Annotated in this window: 13 protein-coding genes; 4 read left to right on the forward strand and 9 right to left on the reverse strand. The window is 45.8% G+C overall.

Annotated elements, in window-relative coordinates:
- The first annotated feature begins 8 nt into the window (after window positions 1-8).
- Together MKX34_RS29880 and MKX34_RS29885 are read left to right on the forward strand one after the other, a co-directional pair.
- Complete coding sequence (locus MKX34_RS29880) at window positions 9-1,289, forward strand: hypothetical protein (protein WP_076140769.1); 1,281 nt, start codon at window positions 9-11, stop codon at window positions 1,287-1,289.
- 44 nt (window positions 1,290-1,333) lie between these two features.
- Window positions 1,334-2,521: a copper amine oxidase N-terminal domain-containing protein gene (locus MKX34_RS29885; protein ID WP_076297057.1), complete on the forward strand. Its 1,188-nt coding sequence runs from the start codon at window positions 1,334-1,336 to the stop codon at window positions 2,519-2,521.
- A gap of 69 nt (window positions 2,522-2,590) precedes the next feature.
- Here the strand turns inward: MKX34_RS29885 and MKX34_RS29890 are convergent, their stop codons facing one another.
- From MKX34_RS29890 to MKX34_RS29915, 6 genes are all read right to left on the reverse strand, one after another.
- Window positions 2,591-5,599: an efflux RND transporter permease subunit gene (locus MKX34_RS29890; protein WP_076297056.1), complete on the reverse strand. Its 3,009-nt coding sequence runs from the start codon at window positions 5,597-5,599 to the stop codon at window positions 2,591-2,593.
- Between the two features lie 277 nt (window positions 5,600-5,876).
- Complete coding sequence (locus tag MKX34_RS29895) at window positions 5,877-7,031, reverse strand: cation:proton antiporter (protein WP_036678577.1); 1,155 nt, start codon at window positions 7,029-7,031, stop codon at window positions 5,877-5,879.
- Between the two features lie 222 nt (window positions 7,032-7,253).
- Complete coding sequence (locus MKX34_RS29900) at window positions 7,254-7,577, reverse strand: L-rhamnose mutarotase (protein ID WP_038573529.1); 324 nt, start codon at window positions 7,575-7,577, stop codon at window positions 7,254-7,256.
- Window positions 7,578-7,699: 122 nt separating this feature from the next.
- Entirely contained in the window at window positions 7,700-8,860 is a 1,161-nt protein-coding gene (locus tag MKX34_RS29905) for an ABC transporter permease (RefSeq protein ID WP_036678572.1), read from the reverse strand.
- A complete protein-coding gene (locus MKX34_RS29910) occupies window positions 8,853-10,025 on the reverse strand; it encodes an ABC transporter permease (RefSeq protein ID WP_051491030.1) in 1,173 nt (390 codons plus the stop codon). The genes MKX34_RS29905 and MKX34_RS29910 overlap by 8 nt, the downstream gene beginning before the upstream one ends.
- Window positions 10,026-10,042: 17 nt before the next feature.
- Window positions 10,043-10,978, reverse strand: coding sequence for an ABC transporter ATP-binding protein (locus tag MKX34_RS29915; protein WP_036678569.1), 936 nt, complete (start codon window positions 10,976-10,978; stop codon window positions 10,043-10,045).
- A 164-nt stretch (window positions 10,979-11,142) separates the two neighbouring features.
- Here MKX34_RS29915 and MKX34_RS29920 point away from each other — a divergent pair, with 164 nt between their 5' ends.
- Window positions 11,143-12,300 carry a sensor histidine kinase gene (locus MKX34_RS29920; RefSeq protein WP_076297055.1) on the forward strand — a complete coding sequence of 386 codons (1,158 nt, stop codon included), beginning with the start codon at window positions 11,143-11,145 and terminating at the stop codon, window positions 12,298-12,300.
- Between the two features lie 17 nt (window positions 12,301-12,317).
- Window positions 12,318-12,971 (forward strand): response regulator transcription factor, encoded by a 654-nt coding sequence (locus MKX34_RS29925; RefSeq protein WP_076297054.1) that lies wholly within the window; start codon window positions 12,318-12,320, stop codon window positions 12,969-12,971.
- Window positions 12,972-13,327: 356 nt separating this feature from the next.
- Here MKX34_RS29925 and MKX34_RS29930 read toward each other — a convergent pair whose 3' ends face one another.
- The 3 genes from MKX34_RS29930 to MKX34_RS29940 all read right to left on the reverse strand — a co-directional run bounded on the left by MKX34_RS29930 (window position 13,328) and on the right by MKX34_RS29940 (window position 17,642).
- On the reverse strand, window positions 13,328-14,302 hold the full coding sequence (locus tag MKX34_RS29930) for a PDZ domain-containing protein (RefSeq protein WP_232061470.1): 975 nt from the start codon (window positions 14,300-14,302) through the stop codon (window positions 13,328-13,330).
- A 450-nt stretch (window positions 14,303-14,752) separates the two neighbouring features.
- Window positions 14,753-16,219, reverse strand: coding sequence for a S41 family peptidase (locus MKX34_RS29935; protein ID WP_076107072.1), 1,467 nt, complete (start codon window positions 16,217-16,219; stop codon window positions 14,753-14,755).
- 124 nt (window positions 16,220-16,343) lie between these two features.
- A complete protein-coding gene (locus tag MKX34_RS29940; RefSeq protein WP_076107069.1) occupies window positions 16,344-17,642 on the reverse strand; it encodes a peptidoglycan DD-metalloendopeptidase family protein in 1,299 nt (432 codons plus the stop codon).
- Window positions 17,643-17,670 lie beyond the last annotated feature (28 nt).

Here is a 17,670-nt window from a genome sequence, read left to right on the forward strand (position 1 = left end):
CCAGCTAAATGTTAAAGAAAACAGCTCTCTTGATACTTTCCTTCTTATTACTTCTATTGCCGCATTCCATTACAGCTCATGCTGATACGCAGGTATCTAGTGCAACAAAATTGCTTTCCATGGAAGAAACAATCCAGCTAGCATTAACTAACTATGTAGATATCAAGCTCTCACAATGGAATATTGCAGAAACGGATTCCAAATTCTCGTATGTATCATCTGAAAAGAAAAAGCTGGAACAAAAAAATGTAGTCATAACTAGCGGACTGCTGCCAGTAAATCCTGATATTTTTATCAGTAGTATTCCTGGTTACTCTGATTTAAGTAAAGAAGAACAGGCAGGGGTTAATCAATCCATTCTCATTCAAATTATGATTAACACATCTCTGAATCAATGGGTTAGCGCTCAGACTGAAAGCCAAAACAGTTACAATCAAGAGACTAAAACAGCGCAGCTCAAGGAATTTCGTGACCAGTTGCGCACATTAGAAACAGATAAAGTAATTAATCAGTTACGACTTCAAAAAACAGAAGCCCTCATCCGCTACTACGCTGTGCAGAAATATTATCAACTCTCTTCTCTAAAAAAAACGATTGAGTATGACAAACAAGAAAGCCAATATTGGTTTCAACATTCTGTGGATACCTTGCGATCATACGAGCATGGTCTACTGTCTAAGAGAAGTTTGGACGATTTTAATCGTAAAAATGCGGAACGAAAATCTGCTTTTGAACGTAACCTTAGGAGTTATGAAGCTCAGCTAGAACAATTTAAGCTTGAGTTAGGATTATCATCCTATTCAGAAGTCCTGCTGGATGATGTCATCTCCAGTGCACCAGAGCCTGTGAATTGGAACACTGTAGTCAGCCTCTCTAGCAATTATGATTTACGCGAGGAAGATGCACGAATCACACTCGCCAAAGATAATCTTGATGCAGCTAAAGCTTCCGATGCTGAACTCATCACTTATTATTCAGTCCTATGGTCTAGCCAGATTGCACACAAAAATATAGTACAACAACAACTCGAAGAAAAACTGGCTAGTTATAAGCCGGAAGCAAATGAAATTGATTTTGAATATTCAGAACTAAAAGAGCAGCAATTGGAACTCGTACGCGTCTCCCAGGATAATGATACTCTCCTAAATAGCGGGTTAATCTCAGCGGCTCAGGCAGATCAGAACAAGCTCGATTTACTCAACTTAAATCGGCAATTCGATAAGCAAAAAGTAAAGTACGCTTTATTCCAAGCAAAGGTTACTCTGGCTCTTAGTGGAGTCATCCTCTAATAACCATTAAATTATCATTCATAACTCAAAGGAGAAATCACAAGATGAAAACCATATCCAGCATAATCGCAGCAACTCTTCTTTCTACCGCTATCGCATGGCCTGTCCATGCCGCAGAGAAGCCAATCTCCATTCAGATCAATCAGCAACAGCTCGCACTGAAGGGACAGGCTCCCTTCAATGATAATGGTACAATTGTCGTTCCTTTTCGCCCGGTTTTTGAAAAACTAGGACTTTCAATCGATTGGAATCAAACCACAGGTACCATAACGGGTACTAAGGAAGGGCTTACGATTACACTGCAACTAGGCAGCAAGCAGGCCAGTGTCAATGGTGTAATAACCCAACTTTCTGTTGCCCCTAAGCTCATCAATAATTCCACTTACATTCCGCTGCGCTTCGTTGGGGAGGCTACAGGTAATGAAGTCTCCTGGAATGCACACTCGAAGACAGTAACCATTACAGGCAAGACTAACCAGGTAAACCCGCAGGAAATCAATGCTTTTTTTGAAAAATACGTAACCTATACCAACAATGAGAATTATGAAGGGTTCATGAGCCTAATCGATAGCAAGTCTCCTCTTGTGGTCATCGGGCCACAGATTAAGAGCCAAATGGAACAATACGATTCGACCACTTCACTTGATCAATTAGAGGTTATCAGCCTTCAACCCACAGAGGCTACGGTTCACGCCGTTGAAACGACTACACACCTCAGCGGTCCATTCACCTTAGACAATACCTCTGAATATATTTATAGCTTAACGCGTACTGCCAGCACTGAAGACTGGAAAATCAACAACCTGCAGATTAAAGGCGTACAATATATACTCCCAGATAAACTGCTGAACGCTAAGCCAGCTGTGACGAAGTCGGATGAAACGGATATATTAGCTGTGCTTAAGAGCAACTTGGACTATACCAATGCAGAGAATATTCAAGGTGTGCTATCTACTATTGATCCTGAGTCCCCTGCTCTCGAACAAACCAAACAGCTCGTCAGCCAAATTTTCACAGTCTATGATCTAAAGTTCACTCTGGAATCTGCCAAAATCATTCATTATACCCAGGATACCACAGCCGTATATATGGTTCAGACGAGCATCAAGCTTAAGGGTCCTGAGTTTCAGGATAACCGCTCCACCTCTGTCACAACGCTGAAGAAATCCAAAGCAGGCAAATGGATGCTGGATCAGACCTATCCGATTAGTGTAGACAAGTTAACTCCATAATTATAAGGATTTGTAACAAAACAAAAAAACGGCAAGCCCCATTAACCCGGAGGCTTGCCGTTTGCTTATTTAAAGTGCCGGAGCATTAGTTTTTTCTGCTCCTTTACGCTCTTTTGCCGATTTACGGAAGTAGAACAACTCGTAAATCGCCGGCACTACAATCAGCGTAAGCAGTGTTGCTGCGGTTAAGCCGCCAATGACCACAATCGCCAAGCTTTGCGAGACGATGCTGCCCATCTCGGCATGGCCGAACAGCAGCGGTGTCATGGCGCAAATGGTGGCAATCGCCGTCATGAGAATCGGACGCATCCGTGTTCCGGCAGCTTCTAGAATAGCCTCGTGAATACTCATATTGGCTTCATTTTGCTTAATCCGGTCAATGAGCACAATGGCATTCGTAACAACAATACCTATTAACATCAACGCCCCGAACAGAGCAGTGAAGTCAGGCGTTACACCGGACACGATAAGTCCAACAATTGCACCAATCGCCGCTAGTGGCAAGGAGAACATAATCGCCAGTGGAGCCCGAAGGGTTTTAAAGGTGAGTACCATAATCAGATACACCAACCCGATGGAGATTAATGCCGTCATACCCAGGTCGTTGAAATCCTCTGACTGATCAACTGACGCTCCACCTGCAAATAAGGTCACGCCTTTCGGAAGTGTAAGACTATCGGTTTCTTTTTTAATATTCGCACCGATCTCAGATACCTTCTTCGGATCAACCTCTGCTGTAATTCGTACATACGGCTTCCCATCTTTATGGAACAACATTGCAGGCTCATTCCGAACCTCATAAGTTGCGAGCTGAGACAGTGGCTTCGGCCCCTCAGCCGTCATGAGCGTCAGTGCTTTTAAATCCTGCTCCGTTTGCGGCTGAACCATAGGATCTAACACTACACCTGCTGCGTCACCATCGAGCTCAATTTGCCCCATTGGAATCGGATTAAGCATCGCTGACAGCTGCATCGAAATCTCCTGCGCATTGCTTTGCGCCGGATCTACCTTAAAGGAAAATACAGGTTTCGTATCCTCCATATTGCTGCTGACTTTTTGAATCCCCTCTACGCTCTTCAGCTTAGCAGTAACTTCTGTTGCTACATTAGTAATATCCGTAAGATTATCTCCGACAATATCAATATATTCGCTGGTAGAGCTGGATCCCATCATGCTCATTTGGTTGGCAACAAGCGTTGCTCCAGTGTATGAATCTTTTACCTCACGAACATGATCAATAAAAGCCTGAGCATCTGCACCTTTTTTCATAACAACGGTATAGTCCACTAAGGTTTCAGAGGTAACATTCCCCCACTTAGCGGCGTCCGCACTATTCCCTGATTGCATGATTACCGTTTCTGCTTGTGGCTGCTTCATCAAATCTTGTTCTAACTGCTTTCCCTTTTCCAAAATATCTTTGACAGGAACATCCTTCGGATAATTCATCTGAACAGAAACATAGCTGGCATCTGAAGCATCGAGTGCCCCTTTTGGCATAGTCACATAAGCAGCAATGGAGCCAATCAGAAGCAGGAGACCCAACGATAAGCTAACCCATTTACGGCGAAGATTCCAGTCCAGAAAGCGGATAAACCATTTAGAAGGTTCATGTTCTTTCATTGATGTCCTTCTCAGCAGCCATGAGCTTAAAAGAGGAACAACCGTCAAAGCTACTACGAGTGAAGTAAGCAATGAATAGGTCACTGTTAAAGCAAACGGCAGTAAGAAAGCTTGCAAACTACCACGTAAGAGACCCATCGGCAGAAATACTGCTACCGTAGCGATGGTTGATGAGGTAATCGCTCTAGCCACTTCCCCAGTTGCGCTAATAATCATTTCACGGGAAAGGGGTTCTTTTTGCAGCCTACGGTAAATGTTCTCAATCACCACGATACTATCATCGACCAAGCGGCCTACCGCAACCGCGACTCCCCCGAGTGTAATGATATTTAAGCTTATGCCGGAAATGTTCAGCAGATATAAGGTGACCGCTAACGAAAGCGGAATGGATACTGCCGTAATCAGAGTAGCCCGCAGGTTACGCAGGAACAACAGAATCACGATCGTCGCAAATAATGCACCTAGCAATACCTCACGCATCATACTGTTCACCGAGGTAACTACCATATCCGATGTACTGAACACCACTGCTGCTTCTGCATTAGGAATAGTTTTATTAATATGATCTACGGCAGCCTGAATGTTATCTCCGACACTGACTGCATTCGCATTAGCCTCTTTGGTCACTATGGCGAATAGAACGTCTTTCCCATTCGAACGGCTGACACTTTCCTGATCCTGCTTCAATTCGACAGCAGCGATATCCTGCAGCTTAACGCCCGCAGATACAGGAAGCTTTTTTAAAGTATCCATACTATCTATCGTAGAAACTACGTTAACATTGCCGGTTTGCCCACCAATCGTTTGCTCCCCAAGGGATGCCGATACATTACGTCCTTGAAGTAAACCTAATACTTGTGGAGTCGTGACTCCCTTCTCAGCCATTAATTTTGGGTCCAGCTTAACACTGACCTGCGGAGTTACCTTACCATATAAAGCAACGTTCGCTACCCCTTCCGCTTTTTGCATCTCTGGAATGATAGTTTCTTCCGCAAGCTTAAGATTCTCTTTAGTCAGGCCTTCGTCAAAAGCAAGGGTAACCTGGGATACAGGAATCATGGAGGTATTCAACTGAAGTACAAAAGGAGCCATTACCCCTTCCGGGAACTTCAATGAATCGACGACCTTCTGGACCTCCTGCGCAGCATCCTTCATATTCGTTTTCGAATCATAAAAAATATTCACCTGCGCATATCCGTCTCCGGAAGTGGACAGTATTTCCTTCTTCCCTTTCACAAAAGCTGCTCCAGCTTCTATCGGCTTCGTTACATTAGTCTCCATAGCATGTGTATCCTGGCCAGGACCCAGCACAGTTACAGTCACTTGAGGATTATCCGCCTCTGGCATAAATTCCATCGGTAACGAAGTGTAGCTCATCCCTCCCACCACAAGAGCCATGACTACTAAAAGCCCCACCGCAGCCTTGTTACCGAACGACCATTTTGTTAACCATTTCATTTTCTTTTTCCCCTTCCACTCCACATGATTTCTGGCACTCCCCTTATGTCTGTTTGATTATGTATTAATTTCCATCCCGAGATTTAGTTTAGTCATTTTTGGCTGAAGTCAAAACAGCCCTACGGCTGGTTTCGTACTCAGTCTTAAGACGGGGAACTTTCCCCTTCTGCAGACAGATCCCCGTACTTTTTCTTGATGATGGCAACTGGAACGTGAGCATAAAAAAAGAGCCCTGTTAGCCATATAAATGGCCAACAGGACTCCCTTTTGTTATGGTTTATTTCCCTTCCGCACGTACTGGATCACGGAACATAAATTTCAATAGTGGCGGCGTTACAAGTGTAGTTACAATGACAACAATAATGACCGAAGTAAAATACTGTTGCTGTAACAAGCCGCTTTGCAGCCCTGTGGCGGCAATGATCAACGCAACTTCCCCCCGTGAAATCATCCCTGACCCAATAATGGCAGACGAGTGGTTATCAAAGCCTGTAAGACGCGCGCCCAGACCGCCACCAAACAGCTTGGTCAGAATGGCAACCACCGTAAGCAAGATCACGAAGCCTATTTGACTGCCTACCCCTTCAAAGGAAACACTAAGTCCGATACTTACAAAAAAGACCGGCACAAAAATCGAATAAGCAATCGGCTCGAGCTTGGATTCTACCGTGTGCTTAAAGGAGGTTTGCGAGATAGCAATCCCAGCCGCAAAGGCACCAATGATTCCTGCCATCCCCATGATTTCAGCAAAATAGGCGAATGCGAAACAAATCATTAACGCTGCTGAGATAACTGCCTCTGTCACCTTCAGCGGAGCCATCCATTTCATGACCCGAGGAACAATAAACCAGCCGGCAACAATCGCTACGGCAAAGAACAACACCTTTTTCCCAATTAGAAGACCAATAGAAACGTCTGCCCCTGTACCGAAAAAGCTCATCAGAACAGCGAGCAAAATAACAACCAGAATATCATCTACTACAGCAGCCCCCAGAATTGTAGAGCCTTCACGTGTGTTCAGCTTATTCATATCTTTTAACACCTGCACCGATATGCTGACCGATGTTGCACTAAGAATAACGCCCATAAACAATGCATTATGATAAGCAAAACCAAACATTTCTCCTAAGGCGAACCCACCCAAAAAGGGTAATATAATTCCACCGACGGCTACTGCAAAAGCTGATTTCCAGTTCTTGCGCAATTGATCCAGGTCCGTCTCAAGCCCTGCTATGAACATTAACAGTAGAACACCGATCTCAGAGATATAATGAATAAACTCTCCATCCTGAACCCAGCCCAGTACCGCAGGCCCCAGTATGATTCCCACAATAAGCTTGCCTAGCACAGCTGGTTGCCCAAGCCGCACAGATAGATCACCAGCTACTTTGGTGAACAATATGATCAGCATAAGATATAAAACAAACTCCATCTTTCTATCCACTCCCTTGTTGTATATAAGAACTGCCAACCAGGAGCTTCTCCAAGCCAAAAAAAGACAAAGAGGAGCCCTTGTTGACAGGCTCCTCCAAAAAACAAATAATTATTCAATTTAACTTTATAAATTATATTATACCTATATTTAAAATAACTGTAAACCAGATGCGCCGATAATATAATTATGCACATTTGATTTGTTCTAGAATGCAATTACTTATTTCAGATAGAACACTTCACGTAAGGGCTGCATAGGCACCTCATCATTGAAATCAAATGACCCTTCAACCATCTTAGAGGTAATCGCATTCCAGCGGTTGCAGGCATCACTTTTGGCAATGTAATCAAAAGCCGCCTTACTATCCTCACACTCATAACAGTAAAAAAATTGATTGCCATTCTGAAAGATGGAATAGTTAGAAATACCAGCCTTACTGTGCTCCTCCAAAATTTCTGGCCAAGGATTTAAATGCATAGCTACATACTCCTCTAAACATTCTTCCTTCACCCGCCATGTCCAAGCCAATTTATTGCTGCTCATCTGCTCATCCTCCTAGAAATCCCCTCTTTTGCACATATTAAGAACTAGGGACATTTGATACCTATTATTGTACCTGAATAGAGTAGTCCAAGCTATGCATATCTATATTCTCTGGAAATTTCTTAAGCGTTAATTCCGGCTTCACTCGGACGAAGAATAGCAGAACCAATCGCCAGCAGCACGGCGGCCATAAGGCCCAAGATGGCAAAGGGCAGCCATAATTCATTCCAGCCCCCACCTGTGGCAGCGATATCGATCGCTTGGATCGCCCATTTTTGCGGTACAAAATTAGCTGCCTTCTGCATATAGTCCGGCATAATGGATAACGGCCAGAAGCAGCCTCCAAGCATACATGTCGGGGTCAGGATCAGCGAATTAAGCATGCCCGTATTATTGGGATTGCGAATCAGACCTGCTACCGTACTAGCTAAACCCATGGAAACGAGCATAAATGCTGCAAGAACCAAGAAATACAAGTAGAGCGGTAACCCAAAGTCAAACTGCAGCACATAACGGCCTAAGGCAAGTATTACAATGATTTGAATTAACCCAACGATGAAGCTTCCCAGAAAATTACCGAGGGCAATCTCATACGAACGAACCGGGGCACTGAACATACGTTTCATCGTTCTTTCTCTTCGATCATCCATAATAAGCGACACTGAACTTGTAACCAGCCCCATTAAGAACATCAAAGTAAATCCTGTGACGATGCTTAAGCCCTCTTTTGGATATAAATCATAATCTGTTCTTATACTGCCTACACTATGTTGCTCTGCTCTCTGCATTACGGCAGCAAACTGTGAGTCCGAGCCAGTAGCCTCAGCCCGAGCTGCTCCAATTAGTCCAGCAGTGTTTCGCATTTCATCAGCAATTACACTGATTTTCATTTTTACCATAATTGATGTTTCGGTAGCCTTAAGCTCATACACACTAATTTGCGGCTCTTCTCCAGCAAGCAGTGCGGAGGTGAAGTTTTGCGGTATCAAAACACCGGCTTCTCCGTTCTGATCGATAATACTCTCCCTCAAATTAGCCTCATCTGTCTTCTCTACAAGCTTATAATCACCGGTATTCTCCAGCTCGGTAAGCAAATGTTTACCTGCTGCACCATCATCCATATTCGAATATAAAATAGTAGCCGGTCTTTCACCCATACTTCCACTAATTGCTACTATCACCGACACGACAATACAGGGCAGAAGAATATACGTAAGCAGCCCATTCCGAGAACCGATCGTTCTTTTCACCATATTCCAAGCAATCGTTAAGATCTTATCCATGGTAACCTACCTTCCGGTACGAGATAACCGCTCCACTGAATAGAACTAGACATATGATCGACATGACCAGCAGATTCGGCAAAATCTCTGAGACCTCTGCATGCAGCATCATTTTTAGAACAGCTTGTAGCACCCAGTGATTCAGGGTAAATGCCCCGACGGAGTTCACCCATGATTCCGGAAGTGGAGCCATCCCTCCACTAATAAAGGTCATGACCACAGTGATAACATTAATAATACTTCCTGCACTTGCTTTAGTTTTGCTAAACATTGAAATGACAATCGATAACGTCATGGAAGCAATGATCATTAAGAGACAGAAGAGCAGCAGCAAGCCCGGACGATTGCCCCAATTTACGCCAAACAACAAGTGAGTCAGGATAATAATCGCTGCACACTGCACTACACTTACAACCCCTACACCTAACATTTTACCAATAAACAGCTCAGAACCTTTTACCGGCATTGAAGTTATTCGGAAGAGGGTATGATTTTCTTTTTCATTAAAAAGAGAGGTACTGACGGTCAAACCGCTATATAGCAGAAACATCAGCATCATGGATACCGCATAGAATTGGGAGGCTGTATAGGATCGGCCACCTTCACTGAGCGCCCCAACCTTAACAGAAGGCTGCTCCCCCGAACTTGGTGCAGTAACGGTCAAAGCTTCTGGACCCAGCGTCATAGCTACGGACTGCTTATAGTTAATATTGTTCAAAAAGTTATCGAATACCGTCCCCGCAACCATATTATCTGTCCGATCTTTACCCAGAATAAACTCTAGCTGTGCAGTATCACCGCTTTGTACTTTTTTATCGAAGCCTGGAGGAACAATAACCGCATAACCATATTTTCCGGTACGCAAGCCGCTTTCCGCTGTCTCTCGGCTCCCTACTTTGACCGGAATGATGATATCCTTAAGCTCCGGCGTCTTCAAAAAGCTGTCTATCATCGCCGAGCTTTCATATCCTTCTCCAGAAAGATTAACTATACCAACACGTACTGGATCAATCTCAGACGCTGCCTTATCACCGATTACACTGGAAAGGGAGGCACCCAGCAGAAAGATCAAAAGCAGCGGTAGCAGAAACATATTAATGATGATTGAGCGTGAAATAAACAGCCTGCGAAGCTCATAAATCATAATTGTCCAAATATTTCTCAAAGCGTTCTCTCCCTCCTTTAATCGCGCAATGTCCGTCCTGTCAAACTAAGGAATAATGTCTCCAGATCCGGCTCCTCTATATTTAAAGAACCAATAACCCCTTCATGTTTAGCAAAAATAAATAAGATATCCTGCAGCTCATCCTGTGAGGAGGGGAGATACATTTCTACCGTTCCCTCTTTACTTTCCACTCTCGTGATCCGCGGGTGTAGACTAAGCTCATTGATTAGCTCCGGGGTGATGTTCGTTGCTTTGACCACTATTTTTTCTTCCTGAGAAACCCGTTCCCGCAGCTCCTTTTCCGTACCACAAGCAATGATATGTCCCTTATCCATAATCGCTACCCGATCACAAATGGCTGCAACCTCTTCCATATAATGACTAGTGTAGATGACGGTTGAGCCAAGCCGATTGAGCTCTTTGACCGACTCAAGGATATGATTACGAGACTGCGGATCAATCCCTACGGTCGGCTCATCCATAATAATCAGCTTTGGATGATGCATGATGGCACAGGCGATATTCAAACGTCTTTTCATCCCTCCGGAGAAGGTGGCTGGTTTTTCTTTGGCCCGGTCACTAAGTCCTGTGAAAGCAAGAGCTTCCGCCACCCGCTCTTTTAGCAATTTCCCCCGCAAGCCATACAATCTTCCGAAAAAAGTTACATTTTCAGCTGCTGTCATTGTATTGTACAAAGCCAAATCCTGCGGAACTAAGCCGATCTTTTTCTTAACCTCCAGTGCATACGAAGAGACTGATAACCCATCAATAACAATGTCTCCACTATCAATCTTTAGCAGGCCGCAAATCATACTTATAGTTGTACTTTTGCCCGCCCCATTCGGCCCCAGCAGACCAAAGATCTCTCCTGCTTGGATCGTAACATTCACATGATCTACCGTTAATTTGTTCTCATACCGTTTCACCACATCGGTCAACACCGCGATTGCCATCTCTTATCTCCCCTGTCGTGTGTGCTTCTATATTTTCAATTTTATTCTAGGTTGAATTTTTACGGATGTACGAAAGGTCATTTTTTGAAGGTGACTAAAGTCATCTCCTGAAGTAGTGGGATAATATGCTAAGATTATTAAAAAACATAAAGGATGACTAAGGCGTGCCCAGAGAGCTAAATTTATTGCGTTACGGACTCATCTTAATCCCTGCGTTTATTACTATTTATGTCTATCAATATAACGATTATGGAATCTTCACGCTGCATATCCTGATGCTTCTATTCCTTGTGGTGATGGTACCAAAGCTCCCACGATCCATTCACACTTTGATTAGTATCATCGAAATCTTGTTCACAGCCTGGTTATGTTATCAATATGGCAGCATGATGATTTTCCCCGCTATATCAGCACTGCTTTATTATTCCAGATTCCAGCCTAAAGCAGTGCCTTACGTGTTCACAGGTGTACATCTGATAGCTTTGAACGTTGCACTCAAGAATTCTCCATCGCTCGTAGTGACTTACATTAACTTTTCATTTCTGCTCACTGCCTACCTAAATAAGCTATTATTAAAAGCTGGCCAGAGGCGCGAAGACACTCTTCTTCTATATGATGAGTTGCGCAAAAAGCATTTCGAACTCGACGAAGCTCGCAACCGCCTGCTGGAGTTCAGCGCGCAAGTAGAAGAGTCTGCCCAATCCAAAGAGCGCGTCCGCATCTCACGACAGCTCCATGACGATATCGGCCACCGGCTAATCCGGATTAAAATGATGATGGAGGCCGCCCTCCAGACCTTGCCTACCTCTCCCGAGAGCGGAATGCAAATGATGGAATTGATTCGTGACCAGCTGTCGGCCAGCATGGACGATATGCGGTCCGCAGTTAAACGTATCAACTACACTCCGAAGCTTGAGGGAGCGTATGCGTTAGACCGGCTGCTCGAAGAAATTGGACGTGAGACGGGGATCGAGACCTCATACCAAGTACAGGGCATACCTTATCCACTCTATCCCAGTATTCAAGTAATCCTGTACAAAAACGCCCGTGAAGCTATAACCAACGCCTTGCGGCATGGAAAAGCAACGTCCATCCGGATCAAAATTGACTACGCGCAAGCAGGAATCACTATGGAGGTTAGCAACAATGGATCACTTCCAGAAGAAGAGAAGCTCCGCAAATTATTGGGGAGTGGTGGAGACGGGATGAAAGGAATGTACGAGCGCACTCATCTGATCGGCGGAACACTCGAACTAAGGCAGGCGCCACATTTTACAGTCGTTACACGGCTGCCCATTTATAAGCAAGATGAGATTGTATAACGAAAGGAGCCATGCTAATGATTAAAGTGTTGATTGTTGATGACGACCCCTTTATTCGCCAAAGTCTGCAAGTATTGCTAGGTATGGACCCAGATATTGAAGTTGCCGGAGCAGCTTGTGAAGGTAACGAGGCCTTGGAATTACTTCAAAAAGGATTAAAGACCGATGTAGCTCTGATGGATATCCGCATGCCCGGCTGCGGTGGCGTTGAAGGAACGGAGAAGATTAAGCAGGCTTTTCCGCAAATTGCGATATTGATGCTGACCACTTTCGATGACGATGAATATATCATTGAAGCACTGCGTAACGGAGCTAGTGGATATTTGCTCAAAAACATACCGCCAGACCGGATCATCCAGGGCATTAAAACGGTTTTTGATGGGAACATGCTTATCCACCCTGATATCGCCCGCAAGCTGGCAACCTTTCTGCAGCCTACGGCACGGCAAGAATTGCCACAGATACAGCCACTGGAATCATTCGGATTGACCAAAACAGAGCTGGCTGTAGTGTCTTCTATCGCTGAGGGGCATAGCAACAAAGAAATCGCCGGACAGCTTTTTTTAAGCGAGGGTACCGTCAAAAATTACATAACGGATATATTAAGCAAATTAGAGCTCCGCGATCGTACGCAAATTGCAATTTTTTATTTGAAGAACATGCGGGGTTGAACTAGTAACATAAAGCCTGTGAATAGGCCAACCGCCAAAGTTAGTTTTTCTTACGGAATCCAGTGACGTTACTCCTTGGCGCGGGCGGGCTCGGACTCCAGCGACGCTATTTACAATTTTATCGGCGTTTGAGCAGAGTTTCGGACCCCAGCGACGTTATTCCTCAGAAAGAGGCTCATCTGGGGTGTTTTTGATGCCAATAGCGGCTTTGGGGTCCCTTACCATTGTAAAAAAGCGAAAATGCTGCGATTAGGGTCAACTGGGTCCGATAGTGGCTTCACGCACGCGAAATTATCCTCTAATCAAAAACAAAGATGCCCCATTCACCATTTCATGGCCTATGGGGCATCTTCTAGTTATCCTTCCGCTGATTCCTGCTTGGCTTCAGTGGTTTTTTTTCGTTTAAGTTGGCCGTCCGGAAGGTTCCGGCTGCGTATGCCTGTCTTCATCCCGATGATGCTGTAGATGCTGGAAGGCTTCGCCTCAGCGGTAATCATCCCATCCGTCTCCGGCACCAAAATAATACCGAGCTGATGGTGATCCCCATCATAGATTGGACTTTGAAGGTATTTGCTCTCCCCTTCACGGTTCAGCACCTCCAGCTTGCAGAACGCTGGATTCATGCGCAGCGCCTCATGTAGCTGCGCCGCATCGGTCAACAGGACCCCGTTGACCTTCAGTAAGATCTCGCCGGGCAGGATGCCCAGCTCCTGGCCGGGACTGCCCGGCAGCACGGCCAGCACTTTGCGGCCGCGCGGTGGATGCACGAAGATGGGGCTGATGCTGCGCTCTTCCAGAGCGCTGTACCAGCTTAACCCTTCGTGCAGCACAATGGCTGCGAGCGCCGCGACCAGGGTCAGCGGGCTCCACCAAGCGGCAAGCAGGCTTAAGCCGAGCAGGACGATGCTGTAGATCAGCAGTCGTCCTGCAGTGCGGGCCGCCTTGCGCCCGGGCAGCATGCCCTGCGTCATCTCGCTGAAGCCGATGATGACGGGCAAAGAGACGATGCCAAGGCTGCCGCCGAGCAGCGAGTGCCATGGCAAATCCGTTCCTGCACCCGAAGGGAGCAGCAGGAACAGCGGCAGCGGCCAGAAGGCCTGCAGCTGATAGCCGCCAACGACCATGCCGCGCTTTCCCTTCAGGAAGAGCGGCGTTGCAAGCTTGGCCCCTTGTCTGCGGGCCAGCAGTGCCTCCGCCATGTGCAGCAGCGCAGCTAACACTAGCAAAGCAGGAATATCCATCTCCCTTATGGCGGTGGTAATATTCCCTACCGTTCCACTATCTAAAGCATCTGGAAAGAAAGAAATTACAAACTGAATGATACCTAACAAGCCTATAGAATACGCAAAGCACAAATACCGCACACGCAGTAGCGACAACACGAGACTAACTACCCAAATACAGGCTACAGCGGTACCTGATAACGATATTCCTAGCAGAACGGCTGCTATAGAGACGACCAAACCCATGACTAGACCACTCCATACCGTCCGCCACGTTTCCTGACCCCAGCTATGTAATTTTACATGTATCAGCTTTCGTTCTAATGCCACCTGCCTACGGTAATATAACGCAATAAATATAATAGCAATGTAGTAATACGGCTGGATCAATAAGTGTAAGAACGCAGTGCCCAAGCTTCCTAACAGTTCCTGAATCACATTCAAACTGTTCGTCACACTCCTTTTCGTCCGATGACTGATTTGTATATATTCTAATTCCTCTACGTCGGTTGGCATTTTCTTATCTAAAAGAAAAAAAGAAGGCTGAATTCAGCCTTCTTACTTTTTCGACGCTGCCGCCTTAATTTCCTTCTGAATCTCAGCAATCCCTTTATTCCGTTGGTTGTCGTGAGCAGGGTCTTGAATGACCTTGATCAGCGCCGCTTCCAGCGCCTCCGCTGTCTTGGCGTCAATTATGCCTGTGACTTGGAGCTTTGCTGTACTTTGGAACTTCTTCACTGCGTCCTTAGTGCCAGCATCGAAATAGCCATCTTTACGTCCAGGCTTGTAACCCAAACCGTCCAGCATCGTCTGTGCACTCTTCACATCAGCATTGTTCATATTATATTGCAGCGCCACGCTTTTGTTAATTGGAGCCACCGAGAAGTAATCCGGCTGCGCTACCGCGATATCCGGTTTAATTCCCTTGCCGTGGATCCATGTGCCGTCTGGCGTAAGCCATTTGGCAATGGTAACTTTCAGCAAGCTGCCGTCTCCTAGCTGTTTGTCAAAGCTCGTCTGCACGGTGCCTTTACCGAAAGAATTGTCACCGATTAGCTTAGCTCCTGCCGACTGCTGCAAGGCACCCGCCAATATTTCCGAAGCACTTGCGCTACCTTTATTCATCAGCACGACCACTGGATAAGCTTTACTCGATCCTTTTGAGGTGCTAACTTCGCGTTTTTTGTCTTTGTATTCTATTTGCACTATAGATTTGCCAGCTGGAACAAATTGCTCTGCCATTTCAATAACAATCGGAAGAACACCACCTGGATCATTGCGGACGTCAATAACAAGTCCCTTCATGCCTTGCTTCTCTAACTTCTCCAGCTCTTCCTTGAATCGTTCTGCGGTATTCAAGGAGAACTGCGTAACCTCGATTACGCCCACATTGTCCTTTTCCATGGTAGCGTAGACTGTTTCGAGCTTCACATCATCCCGGGTAAGAACAAATTCCAGCGGCTCTACAGCGCCGGAACGTTGTATTTTCAAAGTGGCCTTACTGCCCTTAGGACCGCGAATCTTGGCAACAGCTGCATTCAGCTCCATACCTTCCAGCGATTCACCGTTAACGGACAAGATAACATCTTTGGCCTGAATCCCAGCTTTCTCAGCAGGTGAGCCCTTGATCGGAGAGACCACGACTACCTTGCCATTATCCGAAGAGACCTCCGCACCGATACCTGAAAAGGAACCCTCAATGCTTTCTTCGAATTTCTCAGCTGTTTCTTTACCCATATAGTTGGAATAAGGATCGCCCAGCGCTTCCATCATACCGTTGACAGCACCGTCTATCAGCTTCTCCCGATCTACTGTCTCGTAGTAATTGCTCTCAATCAGACTGAGAGCAGTTCCAAGCTTCTGGGATTCCTTCTGCTGAAGGCCAGTAACCTGCAATGCTGAGGCCAGTCCTTCTCCTGCAGCTTGTCCAATAACATGACTATAACCCGTCACGCCCAAGGTCACCAGACTACCGCATAGCAGGGCGGCGATAATCATAAACGCCGCTGTGCTTTTTTTTAACATGATGTTCCCACCGTCCCTTCTTGTCCATCTCGCAAACAACTCCATAAGTCCGTCCTGAAAGGTACGGTATCTCTTCCAGTATATGCCGTACGTTCAAATAATATGAGTTATAAGTTCTTAAAAATTAGAGATAAGGCATCGGATTTACTGTCTTGCCGTCGATCCGAACTTCAAAATGGAGATGGGGGCCCGTCGAATTACCTGTAGAACCGGATTCAGCAATCACATCCCCACGATTGACTCTATCCCCAGGGCTAACCTTGATACCACCTTTACGGATATGTCCGTAGAGGGTCCAAACTCCGCCGCCATGATCAACAATTACACAATATCCATAGCCGCTATACCATTCAGCTACGATTACCGTTCCGGAATCAGCCGCATGAATATTGGTTCCTTGTGGAACTGCAAAGTCTACCCCGGTGTGTACTTTCCCCTTCTCACCCGTAATTGGGTGTGTCCGTGGTCCGTAGGAGGAAGAGATTCTTGCCGAACCTACAGGCAGCAGGAAGGGTCCATCTCCACCAGCATACGCGGTTGAGGAGCTGGAGCTTGAACTGCTGCTTGCCTTGCTAGCTGCAGCTTTCTTGGCCGCTGCTGCTGCCCGGCGTGCTGCTTCTGCTTTGGCGGCTGCTGCTTTGCGAGCCGCTTCCTCAGCTTTAATCTTATCCTTTTGGGTTTCCAAAGCAGAACGTTCGCTCGCCAGCTTAACCAGCTTCTCGTTCTGCTCTTCACTTAGATCATCGCTTTCTTGAATCTGCTTATCATAAAATGCGATAAGCTCCTGCTTCTCCGCTTCCTTCTCTTTCAGCAGGCTTCTCTGATTTTCCAAGGAGGTGTATAACTGCTTGGCTTGAGCATATTGCCCCTCAAGCTCCTGCTTCTTCTCTACAACTGTCTGCTTGTCCAGCTTGTGTTGGACTAACAGCTCCTGATCCTGATCCACAATCATCTTAAGCGAATCGGTGCGGCCCAGAAAATCAGAGAAGCTTGTCGATGAGAGCAAAACATCTAGGTAAGACACCGCTCCATCCGTGTACATCAACCGGACACGGGATCCTAAGAGTTCTTCTCTTGAGGCCACTCGTGCCTCTGCTTCATCCAATTCCGTTGCTGTAACGTTAAGGGATTCTTCTGTATCGGAAATTTTGTTAGAGATTTCGGTCATTTTACCTTTAACTTGATCCACTTGCTGCAATACATATTGTAAATTAATATTTGTCTTATTCTTATAGTGCTGCGCTTCCTGCGTTTGGGACTCCGCTTTCTCTTGCTGCGCCTTAGCTTCCTGCACCTCTTGTTGCAGCTGCTTTAATTGCTTATCGATCTCGGCAACACTTGTTTTTTTGGCATATCCATCAGAGGGTTGGAATATAGTGACAGCTAGTAACATTACGGCTAGTCCGGCGGCAATCTTCTTCAACTCGCACTCCCCATCCTTCACTCTTAAA

It is taken from the genome of Paenibacillus sp. FSL R5-0636 (genome assembly GCF_037974255.1).
In the GTDB taxonomy this organism is placed as follows: Bacteria; Bacillota; Bacilli; order Paenibacillales; family Paenibacillaceae; genus Paenibacillus_AQ; species Paenibacillus_AQ odorifer.